The sequence below is a fragment of the Nakamurella sp. PAMC28650 genome (assembly GCF_014303395.1).
In the GTDB taxonomy this organism is placed as follows: domain Bacteria; phylum Actinomycetota; class Actinomycetes; order Mycobacteriales; family Nakamurellaceae; genus Nakamurella.
This window is the reverse complement of record NZ_CP060298.1, coordinates 925862-942779: the sequence shown is the minus strand read 5'-3', so window position 1 is coordinate 942779 and position 16918 is coordinate 925862. Positions and strand designations below refer to the sequence as shown.

Below are 16918 nucleotides of genomic sequence, written 5' to 3'. Positions count from 1 at the left end.
GCCAGGACGCGATGTACGACTTCCTGTGGACCCTCATGTCCGATCGTCTGGGTATCCGGGAATCGCGCCCGGCCTTCCGGGTCTTCCGCTTCAACGGGAGCAACGAGGTCTACGGCTACGAGGAGAAGGCCAGCGGAGCCCGCCTGATCTGCAAGTTCTACGGGCGCAAGTACGGTGCCGACACCGATCGCGCGGCCCGGTTGGCCTCCCAGGAGTACCAGAGCCTGGAGACTCTCCGCGGGTACGGCCTGGCCGGGTCGCCGCACCACGTCATCCGGCCGCTGGGGTTCGAACGGGACATCAATTGCGTGCTGGCACTGGAGTACTACGACGGCGAGCAGTTCAGCCAGGCCATCGCGCGCGCCATCCATCACGGTCACCATGCCCACCTCTACTGGCGTCTGACCTCGTTGGCCTACTACCTCGCCACCCAGCACAACCGGACCGCCAACGGTCAGGGCGTCGACTTCAACTGCGATACAGGCTATTTCGGGACCCTGGTGGGCAAACTCCAGCGGCGGGACAAGCTCGGGCAGTGGGACGCCGACGAATTTCTCTGGCTCAGCGACCGCTGGCGTGAGCGGCCGCGGATGTGGAACGACCAGCAGGTGTGGCTGCACGGTGACGCGACTCCGGCGAATTTCATCTTCGGGCATGGGCTGGACGCCGCCGCGATCGATCTGGAGCGGATGAAACGCGGCGACCGGATGTTCGACATCGGCCGGGTGGCAGGCGAGCTGCAGCACGCTTTCATGTCGGCCACCGGGGAACACCGACGCGCCGAACCGTTCATCGGGCATTTTCTCTGGGAATACAGCTGCCATTTCCCTGATCGCCACCGGGCGTTCGAATCGATCACCTCGCGGAACCCGTATTATATGGCCCTCAACCTCCTGCGGATCGCCCGGAACGACTACGTCGACCAGGACTATGCCGGAAGGTTGGTGGGGCAGGCCCGGGTACTGCTCCGTGCCGGCTGACGCGCGTGCGGATCCACCGATGGAAGAGGTCGCCGACATGGACATCCAGGCGATCGCCTTCGATGTCAACGGGACGTTGGTCCAGATCTGGACCGACGAGCACATGGAGGAGATCTTCCGGGCCGCGGGGCACTACCTGACCTATCAGGGGATCGCCCTGCGCCGTCACCAGGTGCGGGACCGCTATTTCCAGATCATGAAAGAGCAGCAGAAGGCGAGCTCCGAGAAATATCCGGAATTCGACGCCGTGCGGATCTGGCGGCAGATGATCGACGAGAACATCTCCGATTTCACCCGTCAGCTCCCCCGGGACAAATTCGAGCAGCTCCCGCTCTTCCTCGCCGAGATGTACCGCGGGATCTCCCGACGCAGGCTCAGGCTCTATCCGGGGGTCCGCGAGATGCTCGACACCCTGCGGGGGACCATGCCCATGGCGCTGGTCACCGACGCCCAGAGTGCCTACGCCAGAGGGGAACTGCACAAGGTCGGCATCCTGGACTACTTCGACCCGATCGTCGTCTCCGGCGACCACGGCTTCCGCAAGCCCGACCAGCGGCTGTTCCAGTATGCGGTCAACGCCATGGACGTGCCTGCCGAGAACACCCTGTACGTGGGAAACGACATGCGCCGCGACATCTACGGTGCGCGCCGGGCGGGTCTGCAGACGATGATGTTCGACTCCGACCAGGGCGTCAAGGACTACAAGGGTTGCGTGCCGGACCATCGGATCACCGACTACCGCGACCTGCTCTCGCTGCTCGGCCGCTGAAGCCGCGATGAAGGGAGCAGGCCGATGGGCGGTGGTGTCTGCGTCGCTCGCCCTGGTGGTACCGGTGATCGGCTGGGTGGTCGCAGCGAATCTGCAACCGGTCGGCTACGACCCGTTTCGGCAGACCATCAGCGCCCTGGCCGCACATGGCGCCACCGATCGCTGGGTGATGACGCTCGGCCTCTTGCTCCTCGGCCTCGCTCATCTGATCACCGCCACCCTGCTGACCGCGATCGGAGGTCCCGGCCGCGGATGTCTGGCATTCGGTGGGGCAGCGACGGTGGCCGTTGCCGCACTGCCGCAACCCAATCCGTGGCACCTGGTGGCCGCCGGCTTCGCCTTCGCCGCGTTCACCATCTGGCCGGCGCTCGCCCTGGTCCCCGACCTCCGTGGCAGGGTCGCGGCCACTTCGGTGCTCGGCGGCCTCCTGCTCTGGTTCGGGCTGCAACTGGGTGGCGGGGCGCTGCTCGGGCTGAGCGAACGCATCCTGGTGGCCGCGGAGGCTCTGTGGCCTCTGACGGTGGCGGTGATGCTGTCGCGCAGATCGGTGGTGACGAAGCGATCGCGGGTCAGTCGGTGAGGTCGATCAGCACCTTCCCAACGGCCGAGTTCTGCACGGCCTCATGCGCTTTCGCCGAATCGGCCAACGAGAAGTGGTGCAGTGGAATGCAGATCTTGATGGCCCCGTCGGCCAGCGCGGCGTTGACGGAATGCAGGGCGTGTTCTTTGGCCTCGTGCGGCGCGGTGTAGACGAGCACGAACTGCCAGCGCGCGTTCGGCCCCATCGAGGCGCGGATCGGGATCGACACCTGCGCGCCACCGTCGTCGGCGTACATAGCGATCGAGCCGCCCACCGCCAGGATCTCGGAATCAAGGGCGCCGTTCGTCGCAGCCGATACCTCCACGATCGTGTCGACGCCGCCCGGAACGATCTTGCGAACCTCGGCGGCCACGTCGGTCTCGCGGTAGTTAATGATGTGGTCGGCGCCGGCGGCCGCCGCGAACTGCGCCTTCCCGGCACTGCTCACGGTCGTGATCACGGTGGCGTCGGCCCAGCGGGCCAGCTGGATCGCAGCGTTGCCGACCGCTCCAGCGCCGCCGGCCACCAATACATGACGGCCGGACAGCGCTCCGGGACCCAGCCGCACCGGACCGCCCTCGGTCACCGTCAGGCAGCGATGCGCGGTCAGGAAGGGGATGCCGAGCCCGGCTCCCAGGTCGAAGGACACCTCGGGGGGCAGCTCCACCGCCTTGACGTCCGGGATCAGGGCGAAGTCCTGGGTGGTGCCCTCGGGACGCTGGTAGGCGGCCTCCCAGATCCACACCCGCTCGCCCACCCGGGCCACGTCCACACCGGGTCCGACCGCATCGATCACACCGGCACCGTCCTGACCAGGCACCTGCGCCGGGTCGACCGGGGCCGATTCGGCGGCCCCCCGGCGTGACTTCCAGTCGGTGGGGTTGACCCCGGAGCGGTGGATCCGGACCCGCACCTGGCCCGGTCCTGGTTCCTGCAGGGCCTTCTCGACCAGCGTCAGGACCTCCGGCGGTCCAGTTCGGGTGTAGAGGACGGCACGAGGCTGCGCAGCTTCCATGACACCATGGTTTCACAGCCGCGGTGCCTCACCCTGCTCGAAACGATCCCTGCTCACTGGAAGGTACGCAGGTACCGCCGGGTGATCAGGCGCTGCGTAGCAGTCTGGCCGGGTCACGCTGCAGCACAAAGGCTTCCCTCCCCGATTCCGGGTGGCCGGGCAGGGCGCCGTCGGCGAAGCCGCGCCGGCCGGCCTCGTCGATGACCTGCACCACGCGGACCGGTGACCGGAGGGCCAGCGGACCGATTCCCATCGACAGCAGAGCCACGTCGGGCGGGAGGATCACTTCCTCGAACAGCGAACGAAATCCCGGTGGGGACAGCCGATCGCCGCCCGCCAGTTCCGCGGGGTAGGGCAGCTCCTCCGGGTAGGTCAGCGGGGCCGAGCAGAGGCGGGCAACGACGTCCGGGCCCAGGGCCTGGACCGGGCGCATCACGCCCACAGGTCATCCAGTGCGGGAAGGGCGACCCTCGGTGGATCCCCGGGCCCGGGGGGCTGGACCGGGCGTACCGGAACCAGGTCGATCACCTCCAAGGTCTCCAGGGCGCCTTCGTCGATGAATTGGCTCAACTGCGCGAAGCTGTGCTTGTCGTCCCGGCCGAAACGGTGGTGCGGCATGCGCATCGGGGCGTAGAGGGACAGCTCGTCGGCGGCTCTGGTCACGGCGACGTAGAACAGGCGTTGCTCCTCCCGCAGACCTTCGCTGCTGGTCAGCGCCATGTCGGAGGGGAATGCGCCGTCCACCAGATGCATGACGTGCACGACCGGCCACTCGAGGCCCTTCGCCGAATGCACGGTGGACAGGACCAGGTAGTCGTCGTCCAGATGCGGCGGGCCGGCCAGGTCCGAGGTGGACGCGGGCGGATCCAGGGTCAGTTCCGCGACGAAGGCGGCCAGATCGGGCGCCAGCGACGCCGCCGCGATCAGCCGCTCGAGATCACCCAACCTGGCGAGCGAATCGGCGTAGCGGGCGACGATCAGCGGACGCAGGGTCATGAGGCACCGGGCGGCACGACCTGCCACCTGCGGTACCGCCCGGGCTGCAGCGATGCCATCGAGGGTCGCCGTCAGGCCGATCCGGCTCATGGCCGGGGCCCGCGCAACGGCTTCGGCCACCCAGTCCCCCGAGAGGTCGGCGGCAGCAACGGTATCGAGCAGATCGCGGGCCCGGGCCGGCCCGATCCCGTCGTGCAGCCGCAGCAGCCGGTACCAGGCCACCTCGTCCACCCGGTTGCCGGTCACCCGCAGTGTGGCCACCAGGTCCTTGACGTGGGCGGCCTCCAGGAACTTCAGCCCGCCGAACTTGACGTAGGGGATGCTCCGCGCCGCCAGTTCGATCTCGAGCAGGTCGCTGTGGTGACCCGTCCGCATCAGCACGGCCTGGTCGCGTAGCTTGCGTCCGTCCGCGGCTGCGGCCAGCACGGCATCGGCGATCGCACGCGCCTCGGCCGGCGCGTCGTGGCAGTGCACCAGCCTTGCCTTCCGACCGCCCTCGCGCTGCGAGAACAGACGCAGGCGGTGACCGGAAGTGCTGGGCCGCAACGTATTGGCCAGATCCAGTAGTTTCTGCCGCGAACGGAAGTTCCGCTCCAGGTGGATCACGGTGCAGTGGTCGAAGGCAGCACTGAGATTGATCAGGTGGTCGCTGTCGGATCCGCGGAAACCATAGATGGCCTGGGCGTCATCTCCCACCACCGTCAGGCCCCGACCGGTCGGCCTGAGCCCGAGGACGATGTCGACCTGCGTCTGGTTGACGTCCTGGTACTCGTCCACCAGCACGTGATCCCACCGGCCGACGATCTCCGGCCCCATGATCGGATCGACCAGCAGGCTCCGCCAGGCCAGCAGCAGATCATCGAAGTCGAGCATGCCCCGTTCGCGCTTGCGCGTGACATAGGCGCGGAACAGCCCGACGATCGAGTCGGCATGTGTTTCCAGCCAGGGGAAGTCGGTCGTGATCAACTTCCGCGCCGGCGTCCCGGTGCTGACCGCCCTGGAATATAGATCGATCAGGGCCGACGGGTTCGGCATCCGCGAATCCTTCTCTGCCAAACCGTGATCGTGACGCAGCAGGTCCATCGCGTCCGCCGAATCCGCCCGGTCCAGCACCGACATGTCGCCGGGCAGACCGAGCGCTCCGGTGTTCCGGGAGACCAGTTGGTGGGCGACCGCGTGGAACGTACCGCCCTGCAGCCGCCGCGCCGCCTCGGGCTGGGTACACATCGCCGCGGCCCTGGTCAGCATGTCGTCGGCGGACCGGCGGGTGAACGTGAGCAGCAGGATCCGCTCGGGTGGGATGCCGCGATCGATCAGGGAGGCGACCCGGGCCGTCAGCGTACGGGTCTTGCCGGTGCCGGCCCCGGCCATGATGACCAGCGGAGAGTCCCCGTGGGTCGCCGCGGCCAACTGCGCATCGTCGAGGCCGGAATCCCATCCGAGGTCGAACATACGTTTCATGGTAGCCCGCGCCGTCAACAGATGCATGACGCCGACCTCCCCTGGGCATGACGGTAGCGTCGGAGGAAGACACGAACGAGGGAGAGCACAGTGGGCGTGGCCGGATCGATCGGCAGCGGGCTGGCCAGACGGGTGGCGCCGGCGGTGACCGGGCAGGCGGTCCGCGACATCCTGGAGCGTGCCATCGACGGAATCGGACCGATCCCCGGAGCCGCCAGATCCGCCCAGGCCCAGCTGCGCAAGGCCGGCGGTGACATCGACCTGGCCATCGACTCGCTGATCACCGCACACCTGCGGCTCGCCGGGGCCCAGGGGTTCCTGACCAACGTCGGCGGGCTCCTGACGATGGCGGTCACGGTGCCGGCCAACATCGCCGGGGTGAGCCTGCTGCAGTGCCACCTCGCCGCCGCGATTCTTCATCTGCGCGGGTACGACCTCGCGAGCCCGTCGGTCCGGGACGCCGTGCTGGTCTGCCTGCTCGACGGTGATGCGCGGAAGTCGTTGACCAAGGCCACCGGCCTGACCATCTCCCCGGCGGCGCTGGCCACCGCGGTGCCGGATGCGCAGGTGCAGGCACAGGTGGCCAAGGCCGTGACGGGACAGCTGCTGGCGATGTCAGGGGGCAAGCAGGTCGCGAGTTTCATCGCCCGGCGCATACCGGTGCTCGGCGGCGCCGTCGGCGGGTTCGGTGATGCATTCTCGACGCGGCGGATCGGGCGGGACGCGGCCCGCACCCCGCTCGCGGCGGCCGGACCACGGAAGTTAGATATTTCACACCTCGCTCCGGGAAGATTCCCAGGGTAGTTAGCTTCATGCGTAAGTGGGTCGTGCTCTCCTCGTCGTTGACACCGGTGCTCCCGGTGGCTGCGTGGTCGCTGGCCCAGTCGCGTCAGCCTCCGGGTTACGACCCGGTGCACCAGACCATCAGCGTGCTGTCGGAGCGGGGTGCGGCCGACCGCTGGGTGATGTCGGCCGGACTGCTGCTGTTCGGTGCCTGCTATCTCGTCACGGCTCTCGGCCTCACCGAGGGCGGCCGACCGGGCCGGGTGCTCCTGGCCGCCGGTGGGGTGGCCACCTCCCTGACGGCCGTGTTCCCCCAGCCGGAACCGGAGCACGTGATCGCAGCCGGTGTCGCGTTCCTGGCGTTGACGCTGTGGCCACTGTTCGCCCTGGTGCCCGGATCCGGTGGCCGGGTGACGGCCACGGTGGTGCTGTTGTCGCTGATGGCGTGGTTCGTCATCGAGATCCGCGGCGGCACCATGCTGGGGCTCAGCGAACGGGTGCTGGCCGCCGGTGAGGCGCTCTGGCCGCTGATCGTGGTGATCTCACTGCTCACCGGGAGCAAGCACGATGTCGAATTCCACCCTGGTCCAGGTGTCGGAGGTCAAGCGGCCGTCGGGGGTCGGGTCATCGGGCCCGAGCCGCTGGAAATCCTTGACCAGGGACTCCTTCACCCCGAACACGCTGTCCCGGTCGAGCAGTTCATCACCACGGACGAAGATGTTCGTCACGAGTGTGCGACATCCCGGTGAGCTGACCATGAAGTGCAGGTGCGAGGCCCGCATCGGCGAGCGCCCGACCGCGGCGAGCATGGCCCCCACCGGTCCGTCATCGGGAATCGGGTACGGCGTCGGCGTCACGCCCCAGAACGAGTAGCGGCCCTGCCCGTCGGCGACCAGAGCGGCCCTGGCCGCCGTGCGGTGGTCGTCGTACTGGACGTCGTAGAAGCCATCCGCGTCGGCCTCCCACACCTCGATACGTGCACCGGGTAAAGGGTTCCCGGCTGCATCGGAGACCGTGCCGGACACCCAGCACGGCTCACCCCTTGCGCCGCCTGCGATGTCGGCGCCGAGTTCGGCCTGCGGCGCGTCCTGGACGAAGAACGGACCGAACACCGTCGCCTCGGTGGCGTCGCCGTAGGCCTCGTTGTTGATGGCCACGGTCTGCATGGAGGCCCCCAGCACGTCCGAGAGCAACACGAACTCCTGACGCCGGTCGTCGGTGATGTGGCCTGCGGCAGTGAGGAACTCGATGCCTTGCTGCCATTCGTGCTCGGTCAGCCGCACTTCGCGGAGGAAGGCGTGCAGATGCCGTGTCAACGATTGCATCACCTGCTTGAGCCGTTCGTCCGGGGCTCCTTCGAAGGACGCGACGACCCGCCCGGTCAGCTCCTGCTCGCGCTCGGCCTGTTCCCCTCCCGCTGTGGTCACGTCCGGTCAGCCCCTTCCCAGGATCTTCGTCATGGCCGATCGCAGTGCCCCGACGGGATCGACTGGCAGGGTGTCGGCCCGCCAGCCGACGTGCGTGTCCGGCCGGACCAGGATGGCGCCGCTCTCGGATACCTCGCGCAGTCGCGCCCAGTCGAAATACAGATCGGTGACGTCCCGGCCGGGGCCGATGACGACGGCCACCAGGGCGATCCCGAGTTCGCCGCCCACCTTCTCGGCCGCGGCCTCCCAGGCCCCTCCGGTGATCCCGGTGATCAGGGTGAACCTGGTCATCGGGGCGAGGTCGTGGGTGGACAGACGGGTCGCGCTGTCTCCCACCCAGGCATGCGGAAGGCGGGCGCCGGGCACCGTGGAGGCCTGGTAGTAGAGCTCCGGATCTTTGGTGGGAACGGGGTTCTCGGATCTGTCGGACACCACGGCCGGCGAGACGTAGAACTGGCCGAGCTCCACCCCGTGCGCGTTGAATTCGTAGTTCTTGATCTCCATCGCCTCGACGATCGCCGCGCGCTTGGCCGCGCCGGCCGGCGTATCGGCCTTGCGCTCCTGGATCCGCTCGATCATCTCGGCCTCGGAGCGGGCGGTGGTGATACCCAGAGCGTCGAAGAGCTGGACGAATTCCCGGCCGGACTTGTTGGCGCGCAGAACGATCTGCTGCGCGACCGGGGCGCGTTCGGTGGTGTAGGTCTCCAGCAGCGACGGACCGGCGGTGCCGGCCAGCACCGCGGCGATCTTCCAGCACAGGTTGTAGGAGTCCTGGATCGAGGTGTTCGAGCCGAGACCGTTGCTCGGCGGATGCCGGTGGATGGCATCCCCCGCGCAGAACACCCGGCCCGACTGCAGATGGGTCGCATACATCTCGTTGTTGCCCCAGAGCGAGGTCCCGGTGATCTCCACGTCGAGATCGGGCAACCCCAGTAGGCTCCGCACGATCCTGGTGGCCTCGGCCGTATCGACAACCGGCGCAGGACCTTCGATGTCGTAGCCCCAGACGATCAGCCACTCGTTCCACGGACGCACCATCCGGACCAGCCCGGCACCGATCCCGCCGACGTTCGAGCCGGGCTGGATCACCCAGTAGAGCACCGACGGCCGATGGCCGACGTGACGGGAGATGTCCGCCTTGAAGGTGATGTTCATCGACCCGGCGATGTCCATCCGGCCTGCCATCGGGAGGCCGATGTCAGTCGCGACCGCCGATCGCGCTCCGTCGGCGCCGATCAGGTACCTGGCCCGGATGACGTAGCGGGAGCCGGTCAGCCGATCCAGCACGGTGACGTCGACGCCACCGGCGTCCTGTTGGTGGGAGAGGTATTCGGTGGAGAACCGGGTCTGCGTGCCACGGGCGGTGGCGTTGCGGACCAGGATTGGCTCGAGGTAGGTCTGCGGGATGTCGCAGGTCAGCGACGGCGACGCCAGCCGGTAGTCGGCCTCCCGCGCCGGATGCGTCCCCCAGGTGAGGATCCGGCCGATCTCCTCGCCCGCGATGGACGTGCAGAAGACGGTGTCGCCGATCAGGTCGTGCGGCGTGGCGTCGGCCAGCACCTGGTCCTCGATCCCGACGTTACGGAAGATCTCCATCGTCCGCTGGTTGGTGATGTGCGCCCGCGGGGTGTTCGCGGTCCAGCGGTACTTGGTGATCAGGATGTTGGCGACGCCGAGGGTGGACAGGAACAGCGCGGCCGAAGCGCCCGCCGGGCCCGACCCGACGACCAGGACATCGGTGGTGATCACCGGCATCTCGGCGCCGGCCGACCCGGTGCTCGATCCACGCCCAGCAGGCAGTTCGGTCTCGGCCATCCCGTCGTCGAAAGCCACCATCGCGCACCTCACCGTCGTACCCGAGGTCTCCGTCGACCGGGCTGTACCCACCATCCTGGCCGGACCGGGCCTCCGCCGCACATCGGGCCCCGCGGGGCGACTCGGATCAGCCGGCGGCCAGTGCGATGGTCAGCTCGTCGGCGGTGAGGTACGGGCCGTAGGCAGGCTTGTCACGGTCGAAGCGGCGACCCTCGACGAGCGCGCCTGCGTCGACCACGTCGAATCCGAACTCGTCGATCAACGCGGTGATCACGACCTTCGCCTCGGCGTCGTCACCCGCGATCGGGAGCGCCCGTCGGCCCTCCGTTCCATGGGGCTTCGCGTCGTCCGCGATCGCGAGGGCCTGGATCATGTTGAACGCCTTGACGATCTTCGAGGTCGGCAGGTGCGCGGCGAGGCAGCCGCTGACGGTCGCGTCGCCCTTGTCGATGTCGGCATAGTGGCCGTCGCGCTCGAAGTAGTAGTTGTTCGTGTCGATGACGACCTTGCCGGCCAGCGGTTCCGCCGGCACATCCCGGTAGTTCTTGAAAGGTACTGTCACCACCGCGATGTCGGCGGCCGCGGCGGCCGCGGCCGCGGTGGCCGCCGAGGCCTGCGGCCCGAGCTCCGCGACCAGGTCGGCCAGGGTCTCCGGGCCCCGCGAATTGCTCAGCACCACGTCGTACCCGTGTGCGATGGCCTGCTTGGCGAGCGCCTGGCCGATGTTGCCACTTCCGATGAGTCCGATCGTTGTCGTCATGTTCCTGTCCAACTTCCGACCGGTGGTCCGCTATTCCTCAGTGCCGGAGTTCCTGGTTCGAAAGGAGCCAGAACGCGCGACAGCGACGGCGACGCCGGAGGCGAGGGCCGCCAGTACCGGCCAGAAGAGTCGGGATCGACGCACGGATGCCAGGACCACCGGCCGCAGCGCAGCCGCGGAACCGACGGAGATGCGGCTGCTGCCGGTCAGCGCCCGGCCCCACCAGGAGCGGGCCCCCCTACCGAGATGGGCCAGCTCGCCGGCCGGACCGACGACGTGCAGTTCCAGCCCTTGGTCGCCCAGCAGCTCTGCGACCTGACCGAGTGCCCGCACACCCCGGACCGATCTGATGCCCGCCGGGACCGGCAGTTGCTGCAGATTCGCCCAGAGCTGCTGGGGCGCCTCGGCGGTGAAGGTCAGTACCTGTCCGTCGCCGACGAGCGATGCACTCTGCCCGTCGGCGACGATCTGGAGGTCGGCGAAGATGTTCAGCCGGGCGCCGGAGGGCGCATCCGTCATTTCTGGGCGACGTTCTCGGCCGTGGTGATGCGCAGCGTCCCGTTGAGGCTCCAGATGGCGCGGGGCGAGTCGGCACCGGTACTGCGGGGCACCCCGACCTCCATGTTGACGAACTCGTAGTTGATGGCGGCGCCCTTGCCGGTCAGGTAGGTCCACAGCTCCTTGCCGAGATCGGCGAAGCTGGTGCTCGACGTGCTGGTGACGGTCGGAGTGCTCATGAAGATTTCCTCTCGAGAAGGGCGGCGGAGCTGGATGGCTACGCTTGGTCCAACTCCAAGATGCCCATCGGGCAGGGTGGGAAACGACCGGAGACTCTGCAAGCGGACGTCATGACGAGCGTCCGCTCAGTCGGAATCCATCCGTTCCGCGAGGTAGCGCCACAGTTCCGAGACCATGCAGATTCAGGCTGCGGGACTGCAGGATCGGCTGCAGGACGTTCCCTTCCAGCTGCTGGACCACGAGAATGATGACCAGGGCGATCAGCGCCGTGGTGAGTCCCTTGGCGACCAGAGCGATCAGCACCGCGATCGCCCCCGCTACGAAGGCTCCGACGATCGGGACGAACCCACCGATGAAGGTCAGCACCGCGAGCGGGAGGGCGAGCGGCACACCGAGGATGAATACGCCGCCGCCGATCAGCACCGCATCAGTACGTCGCTGACCGGCCGACCGATCCGCTGACCGACGGATCGCTGCATCCAAGGAAGGAATCTGGGGCCGTCCTTCAGGAAGAAGAAGGACAGGGCCACCGCGGTCGCCATGGTGATCAGCAGGGACAGGGCAGACGTCACACCGGCGAAGACCCCCGCCGCGATACTGCTGGCACTGGACTGCAATTTGCTCGTCAAAGAATCGACCGCGCCGGAGATCTGGTCGACGCCGAGATTGAAAGGTGGCCCGGTCAGCCAGGTTTCGATCTTCGTCAGACCCGCGCTCGTCCGGTCTGCGATCTGACCGACCTGCGAGAGCACCGACGGGATGATCCAGGCGACGACGCCGCCCACGACCGCCAGTCCGGCCAGCAGCACGGCTGCCGCCGCCAAAGCCGGACGCCAGTGGTGCCGGCGCAGCCAGGCCGTCAGGGGCCAGAGGACCGACGTGACGAACAGGGCGAGCACCACCGGAAGGATGATCGACCAGAACCTGCCCAGCACGTACCCGACGACCCAGCAGCCGGCGGCGATCAGGACGATCTGCAGCGCCCGGTTCGACGTCCATCTCAGGCCGACGCCGATCAGCTGACCCCGGTCCCGGTGCCCTGGCTCTCCAGGTCTGGAGGAAACCATCCCTTTACCTACGATATCCAGTTGCTAGGTGGATTCCTGATCGGCCGGCGCAAGATTTCCGGACCGGCCGCCGCGCAGCCGCTTCCAGCCGGCGGGGGCCACGCTGACCAGGACGACGAGCACGATGGCCAGCGCGATCCCCTTCCACTGCTCTTCGAAGATCGACCCTGACAGCACGCCGATCGCCGCGTAGGTGAGCGACCAGACGGCGGCCGCGAGGATGTCACCGGCCAGGTACCAACGCCAGGTCAGGTTCAGCATCAACGCCGCGGCCATGATCGGGATGCGGCCGCCGGGAATCAGACGGGACAGGATCAGGACACGGAGACCGTGATCGTCCAGCCGGCGGTGCGATCTCTCCAGCAGGACGGGATTCGTCCGGCGCCGCAACCAGGCCAGCAATCGGTCACCGACGGGGAGAGAGCAGATCCCGAACAGGACCATGTCACCGAGCAGCGCGGCGACCGTTCCCACGGCGATCACCAGCAGGACGGTCACCGGGTGCAACGAGTAGAGCGCGGCGGCGGCGGCGGCGCTCACCAGGGCACCCGTCGGGATCACCGGGACGACGGCACCCAGAGCCACCCCGCCGAAGAGCGTCCAGTAGGTGACGGTCTGGACCACGGAGTCCGCGACCTCGCTGCTCACGCCGGGATCCGGACGGTCTGGCCCGGCGTCAACAGGTGCACCGAGACCTCCGGTGCGATCCGCGCCACGGACCGGACGAAATCCTGACCTGGCGGCAGGAACTCCTCCGGCCGCATCCTGTCCATCCCGATCGGCCAGAGGGTGCCGAAATGGATCGGGACGACGTGGGTCACACCCAGGCGCGCGACCGCCTCGGCCGCCGTCGACGAATTGAGATGTCCGGGCCCGAGCCCCGGGCCCCAACCGCCGACAGGTAGCAACGCCACGTCGCACGCCCCGACCTCGTGCGCCATTTCCGGGTACAGAGCCGTGTCCCCGGCAAAATAGGTGCGACGTTCACCCTCGATCACGAAGCCGAGAGGCGGAGCCGAACCGAGCCGGGCGAGCAGATGACGGCGGGAGTCGTGACGGGCGGGAACGGCTCGGATCCGGACGGATCCGACCTGCAGGACCTCGCCGGCACTGATCTCGATGAATTGGCGATGACGCAGGAATCGCAGCGCCCGGATAGCATCCTGGGCACCTCGGGGCAGCACAATGGGGACTCGGTGCGATATTTGCCGCAGTGACCGCACATGCAGGTGGTCACCGTGGAGGTGGGAGATGAGCACCAGGTCGGCCTCGGACGCGGCGGCAGTGGGTGCAGGCCCGCGACGGCGCCGTAGATGGCCGACCGTTGGCGTCAGGACGGGGTCGGTGAGGATCCGGACACCGGAGTCGGCAATGGTGGCCGTGGCGTGGCCCCACCAACTGATCTCCGGCACCGACGAAGCGTATCCGTCGGCAGACGTCGATCAGGATCAACGCCGGCAGCACCACGGACGAGAGGAAAGGCAGCAAGCATGTCCCTGGATGCCCTGGCCGCCCGATACCTGGCTCCACCGACCGAACAATGCCCCACCTTCGTCGGGGACAGCACCTGGGATCCGGTGATCGACGGCGTCGGGTATTTCACCGAGCTCCAGGTCGCCATGGCCGCGGCGGGCCCTGGCGACAGCATCCTGCTGTCCGGCCTGCAGATGGAACCGCAGATGGATCTGACCGGACGTCACGCGGACGACCCCGCCTACCGGCCGGTCGTCGACGTGCTGGCCGAGAAGGCCTCGCAGGGCGTCGACGTGCGGATTCTGCTCTCTGGGGCGGTGATCAGCGGATCGCTCCAGTGGCCGAAGATCGGCCCGTTCCGTGCCAACAACCTGGCGGCCCGCACGATGCGTGGCTGGTTGCCCACCACCGATCACTGCTTCGGGGCACCGCCGCTGCGCGATCGTGTGCTGCTGGACTGGTCCGGCACCGGGATCGGCACCAACCACCAGAAGGTCGCGATCCTGCACATCGGCGGCGAGCTAACGGCCTACGTCGGTGGGATCGACCTGGTGGCCAGCCGCTTCGACGCCGAGCCGCACCACACCCTGGTCACCAGCGACCGGAAGCGGTGGGGCTGGCACGACGGAGCCGCCCGCCTGCGCGGACCGGCCGCCGTCCGGGTCTGGGACATCTACCGCTGGCGCTGGCAGGAGATCGCCACGCTGCCGCGTCGCTACTTCTACCTGCCTCCGTTGTCGTTGGCGGTGCTCAACCCCCCGTTGCGACCGATGACGTTGCCTCCGGCACCCACCGACCTGCCTCCGCGCACCACCGACCTCGCCGTCCAGGTGCTGCGCTCCTACAGTCCGTGGAAGGTGTTCTACGTCCGGTCGCTCAAACGCGTCCGGTGGGCGACCCTGCCCAGGGGTGGCGTCAAGGAGGTCTACGACACGCTGGCCGCGGCCATCGGCGGTGCCCGGCGATACATCTATCTCGAGGATCAGTACTTCTACGAGATGCCGGGCGGCAGCCGACGATTCGCCCTCTACCGACTGCTCCGCGAGGCTGCTGCGCGGGGCGTCAAGCTGATCCTGGTCGGGTCCGGGCGCAAGGACCCGTCCGATGGCGGCGGGACGATCAAGCTGCAACGCAAGGTGACCGGCGACCTGGAACGAAAAATTCTGCGGAAGCTGCCGAAAGCCAAGCGCCGCAACCTGATCATGCACCGCATCGAGGGACTGACCGTCCACACCAAGCTCGTCCTGATCGACGACGTGTTCGCCTGCGTCGGGTCGGCCAACTTCTTCAGCCGTTCGATGGTCGGCACCGACAGCGAGATGAGTTGCGCGATGGTGACCACCGGCCACACGGTCCGGGACCTACGGGTGCGGCTCTGGGCCGAACATCTTCGGACACCGGTCGACGACGACCTCCGCGGGTCCCTGGAAGACCTGGACCTGGCCCTCGGTGTCTGGCGTGCGGAATGGCTGCCCGAGGACGTGCCGGCCAATACCTGGCGCTCGCCCGGGGCCCCCGAAGGCTTCGCACCGATCGAGCGGGTCCTCTTCGCGGTGAACCCATGAGCGGGTCGGCGGCCTTCTTCGACCTCGACCACGTCCTCATCCCCGGATCCTCGATGTACCTGATGGCCAGAGACCTACGGTCCCACGATGTCTACCGGGCCCGCGACCTGGTCGGAGTGGCTGCTCGCAGGGCCAAGATCAGGCTCGCCCGCGAGTCCGACCGGGATCTGAGCGCTATGCGCGACGAAGCACTGGCCTCGATCAAGGGCTGCCACCACCACGAGATGGAGGCCTGGGGCCGGCAGATCGCGGCCTACGAGATCCTGCCGTGGGTGTATCCCGACATCGCCAAGATGATCGCGGCCCACTGCGCGGCGGGTGACCGTACGTATCTCGTCACACCGACGGCACGCGAACTGGCCGAACCGGTGGCCAGGTCGCTGGACATGACGGCGGCGGCGGGCAGCATCCTGGAGACCGGCCCCGACGGCCGATACACGGGACGACGAATCGGGGCGCTGATCCAGGGAGCGGCGAAGGCCGAGCTGATCAGCGAGCTGGCGGAGCGGGAGCACATCGACCTCCGCCGCTGCCACGTGTACTCCAACACGATCGAGGACAAGCAGTTGCTGACCTGGGTCGGTCATCCCCACGCGGTCAACCCCGACCCCGGACTGTGGAAGTTGGCGGTCCGGCGCGGCTGGGCCGTCCACGAACTCCGCCCCATCCGCCGCCAGATCCTGGTCGGGGCACCGCCCATCGTCCCGCTCGGCGCACTCGTCGGACTGGGCTACGTGGCCGGGCTCCTACGGTCCCGGAGACGATGAGGACATCCCTGCCCAGTCGTCCGACACGTGTCACCCGTCCAGGGTGCGAGGGCCGGCGAAGTGAGTGCGGCGGCGACGGGATCTACGCCGGCCCGGCTCGGAAGCCCCGCACCGTCGCGGCTGCGGTAGCGGTGAACAGTCCCTCGTCGATGATCATGTCGCCCGGTAGGCACCCGGCCATCGCCAGCGACACCACCCCGTGCACCGCCGCCCAGATCGCGAACGTGATGGCGAACGGATCTCCCACCAGCACACCCGATCGCACACCGGCGGCCACCGCGCCGGCCAGGGGTTCGATCGTGGTCGCCGACGCCGCCAGCTGCTCCGGCGTGCGCGCGAAGTCGGCCAGCACCTGGCTGAACATCACGCCGTAGAGGTGCGGGTGCTCTTGTGCCCAGGTCCAGTAGGCACGGCCGAGGGCCAGTAGATCGACGATCACATCTCCGGTGACGGGCACCGCTCGCTGCGCCGCGCCGAAACTGTGGAACGACTCCTCGAAGAGTGCGCCGAGCAATTCGGACTTGCCCCCGAACAACGAGTACACCGCAGTGGTGGACGTACCCGCGTCGGCGGCCAGAGTGCGCAGGGACAGTGCCGCCATGCCGTTCTCGGTCACCAGTCGCCCGGCATGCCCGAGCAGGCGCGCCCGAAGATTCTCGTCGTGAACTCTTGGCCTGGCCATGCCACGATGCTACCGTAACGCTGTTCTAAAACAGTGTTAC

At 68.1% G+C, this 16918-nt stretch carries 18 protein-coding genes and 2 pseudogenes; 7 read left to right on the top strand and 13 right to left on the bottom strand.

The features are described from left to right. Nucleotides 1–11: 11 nt before the first annotated feature. The 3 genes from H7F38_RS04305 to H7F38_RS04295 are packed head-to-tail and all read left to right on the top strand — an operon-like array spanning nucleotide 12 to nucleotide 2329. Nucleotides 12–980 (top strand): phosphotransferase, encoded by a 969-nt coding sequence (locus tag H7F38_RS04305; protein ID WP_222618438.1) that lies wholly within the window; start codon nucleotides 12–14, stop codon nucleotides 978–980. A gap of 19 nt (nucleotides 981–999) precedes the next feature. Further along, entirely contained in the window at nucleotides 1000–1749 is a 750-nt protein-coding gene (locus tag H7F38_RS04300) for an HAD family hydrolase (RefSeq protein ID WP_222618437.1), read from the top strand. A 7-nt stretch (nucleotides 1750–1756) separates the two neighbouring features. Further along, the gene (locus tag H7F38_RS04295; protein ID WP_187093017.1) at nucleotides 1757–2329 is read left to right on the top strand and encodes a DUF998 domain-containing protein; all 573 of its coding nucleotides are present in this window, start codon (nucleotides 1757–1759) and stop codon (nucleotides 2327–2329) included. Here H7F38_RS04295 and H7F38_RS04290 read toward each other — a convergent pair. From H7F38_RS04290 to H7F38_RS04280, 3 genes and pseudogenes are all read right to left on the bottom strand, one after another. Then, nucleotides 2319–3344, bottom strand: coding sequence for an NADPH:quinone reductase (locus tag H7F38_RS04290; protein WP_187093016.1), 1026 nt, complete (start codon nucleotides 3342–3344; stop codon nucleotides 2319–2321). The two genes, H7F38_RS04295 and H7F38_RS04290, sit on opposite strands and share 11 nt — an antisense overlap. A gap of 106 nt (nucleotides 3345–3450) precedes the next feature. Continuing rightward, nucleotides 3451–3561: pseudogene (locus H7F38_RS26460) on the bottom strand (DUF1990 family protein); the annotation flags it as partial. Nucleotides 3562–3776: 215 nt separating this feature from the next. Then, nucleotides 3777–5792 (bottom strand): ATP-dependent helicase, encoded by a 2016-nt coding sequence (locus H7F38_RS04280; RefSeq protein WP_187093015.1) that lies wholly within the window; start codon nucleotides 5790–5792, stop codon nucleotides 3777–3779. Nucleotides 5793–5891: 99 nt separating this feature from the next. Here H7F38_RS04280 and H7F38_RS04275 point away from each other — a divergent pair, with 99 nt between their 5' ends. Beyond that, nucleotides 5892–6605 carry a hypothetical protein gene (locus H7F38_RS04275; RefSeq protein WP_187093014.1) on the top strand — a complete coding sequence of 238 codons (714 nt, stop codon included), beginning with the start codon at nucleotides 5892–5894 and terminating at the stop codon, nucleotides 6603–6605. Between the two features lie 8 nt (nucleotides 6606–6613). Beyond that, nucleotides 6614–7066 (top strand): annotated as a pseudogene (locus H7F38_RS25845) (DUF998 domain-containing protein); the annotation flags it as partial. Nucleotides 7067–7126: 60 nt separating this feature from the next. Here the strand turns inward: H7F38_RS25845 and H7F38_RS04270 are convergent. The 9 genes from H7F38_RS04270 to H7F38_RS04230 all read right to left on the bottom strand — a co-directional run bounded on the left by H7F38_RS04270 (nucleotide 7127) and on the right by H7F38_RS04230 (nucleotide 13803). Further along, on the bottom strand, nucleotides 7127–8011 hold the full coding sequence (locus H7F38_RS04270) for a dioxygenase (RefSeq protein ID WP_187093013.1): 885 nt from the start codon (nucleotides 8009–8011) through the stop codon (nucleotides 7127–7129). Nucleotides 8012–8017: 6 nt separating this feature from the next. Then, on the bottom strand, nucleotides 8018–9847 hold the full coding sequence (locus H7F38_RS04265) for an FAD-dependent monooxygenase (protein WP_187093012.1): 1830 nt from the start codon (nucleotides 9845–9847) through the stop codon (nucleotides 8018–8020). 106 nt (nucleotides 9848–9953) lie between these two features. Beyond that, nucleotides 9954–10586 (bottom strand): NADPH-dependent F420 reductase, encoded by a 633-nt coding sequence (locus H7F38_RS04260; protein ID WP_187093011.1) that lies wholly within the window; start codon nucleotides 10584–10586, stop codon nucleotides 9954–9956. Between the two features lie 30 nt (nucleotides 10587–10616). Then, nucleotides 10617–11105 carry a hypothetical protein gene (locus H7F38_RS04255; protein ID WP_187093010.1) on the bottom strand — a complete coding sequence of 163 codons (489 nt, stop codon included), beginning with the start codon at nucleotides 11103–11105 and terminating at the stop codon, nucleotides 10617–10619. After that, complete coding sequence (locus H7F38_RS04250; protein ID WP_187093009.1) at nucleotides 11102–11323, bottom strand: hypothetical protein; 222 nt, start codon at nucleotides 11321–11323, stop codon at nucleotides 11102–11104. The genes H7F38_RS04255 and H7F38_RS04250 overlap by 4 nt, the downstream gene beginning before the upstream one ends. Before the next feature lie 109 nt (nucleotides 11324–11432). Beyond that, nucleotides 11433–11747 carry an AI-2E family transporter gene (locus H7F38_RS04245; protein ID WP_187093008.1) on the bottom strand — a complete coding sequence of 105 codons (315 nt, stop codon included), beginning with the start codon at nucleotides 11745–11747 and terminating at the stop codon, nucleotides 11433–11435. Next, on the bottom strand, nucleotides 11741–12391 hold the full coding sequence (locus tag H7F38_RS04240; RefSeq protein WP_187093007.1) for an AI-2E family transporter: 651 nt from the start codon (nucleotides 12389–12391) through the stop codon (nucleotides 11741–11743). Before H7F38_RS04240 ends, H7F38_RS04245 begins: the two co-directional genes overlap by 7 nt. Nucleotides 12392–12415: 24 nt before the next feature. Further along, nucleotides 12416–13039, bottom strand: coding sequence for a DedA family protein (locus H7F38_RS04235; protein ID WP_187093006.1), 624 nt, complete (start codon nucleotides 13037–13039; stop codon nucleotides 12416–12418). After that, nucleotides 13036–13803: an MBL fold metallo-hydrolase gene (locus tag H7F38_RS04230; protein WP_187093005.1), complete on the bottom strand. Its 768-nt coding sequence runs from the start codon at nucleotides 13801–13803 to the stop codon at nucleotides 13036–13038. Before H7F38_RS04230 ends, H7F38_RS04235 begins: the two co-directional genes overlap by 4 nt. A gap of 78 nt (nucleotides 13804–13881) precedes the next feature. On the opposite strand from H7F38_RS04230, the gene H7F38_RS04225 reads away from it, so the two are divergent. After that, nucleotides 13882–15429 (top strand): phosphatidylserine/phosphatidylglycerophosphate/cardiolipin synthase family protein, encoded by a 1548-nt coding sequence (locus tag H7F38_RS04225; protein ID WP_187093004.1) that lies wholly within the window; start codon nucleotides 13882–13884, stop codon nucleotides 15427–15429. Beyond that, nucleotides 15426–16196 carry an HAD family phosphatase gene (locus tag H7F38_RS04220; protein WP_187093003.1) on the top strand — a complete coding sequence of 257 codons (771 nt, stop codon included), beginning with the start codon at nucleotides 15426–15428 and terminating at the stop codon, nucleotides 16194–16196. Before H7F38_RS04225 ends, H7F38_RS04220 begins: the two co-directional genes overlap by 4 nt. A gap of 82 nt (nucleotides 16197–16278) precedes the next feature. Here the strand turns inward: H7F38_RS04220 and H7F38_RS04215 are convergent, their stop codons facing one another. Further along, nucleotides 16279–16878: a TetR/AcrR family transcriptional regulator gene (locus H7F38_RS04215; RefSeq protein WP_187093002.1), complete on the bottom strand. Its 600-nt coding sequence runs from the start codon at nucleotides 16876–16878 to the stop codon at nucleotides 16279–16281. Between the last annotated feature and the right edge of the window lie 40 nt (nucleotides 16879–16918).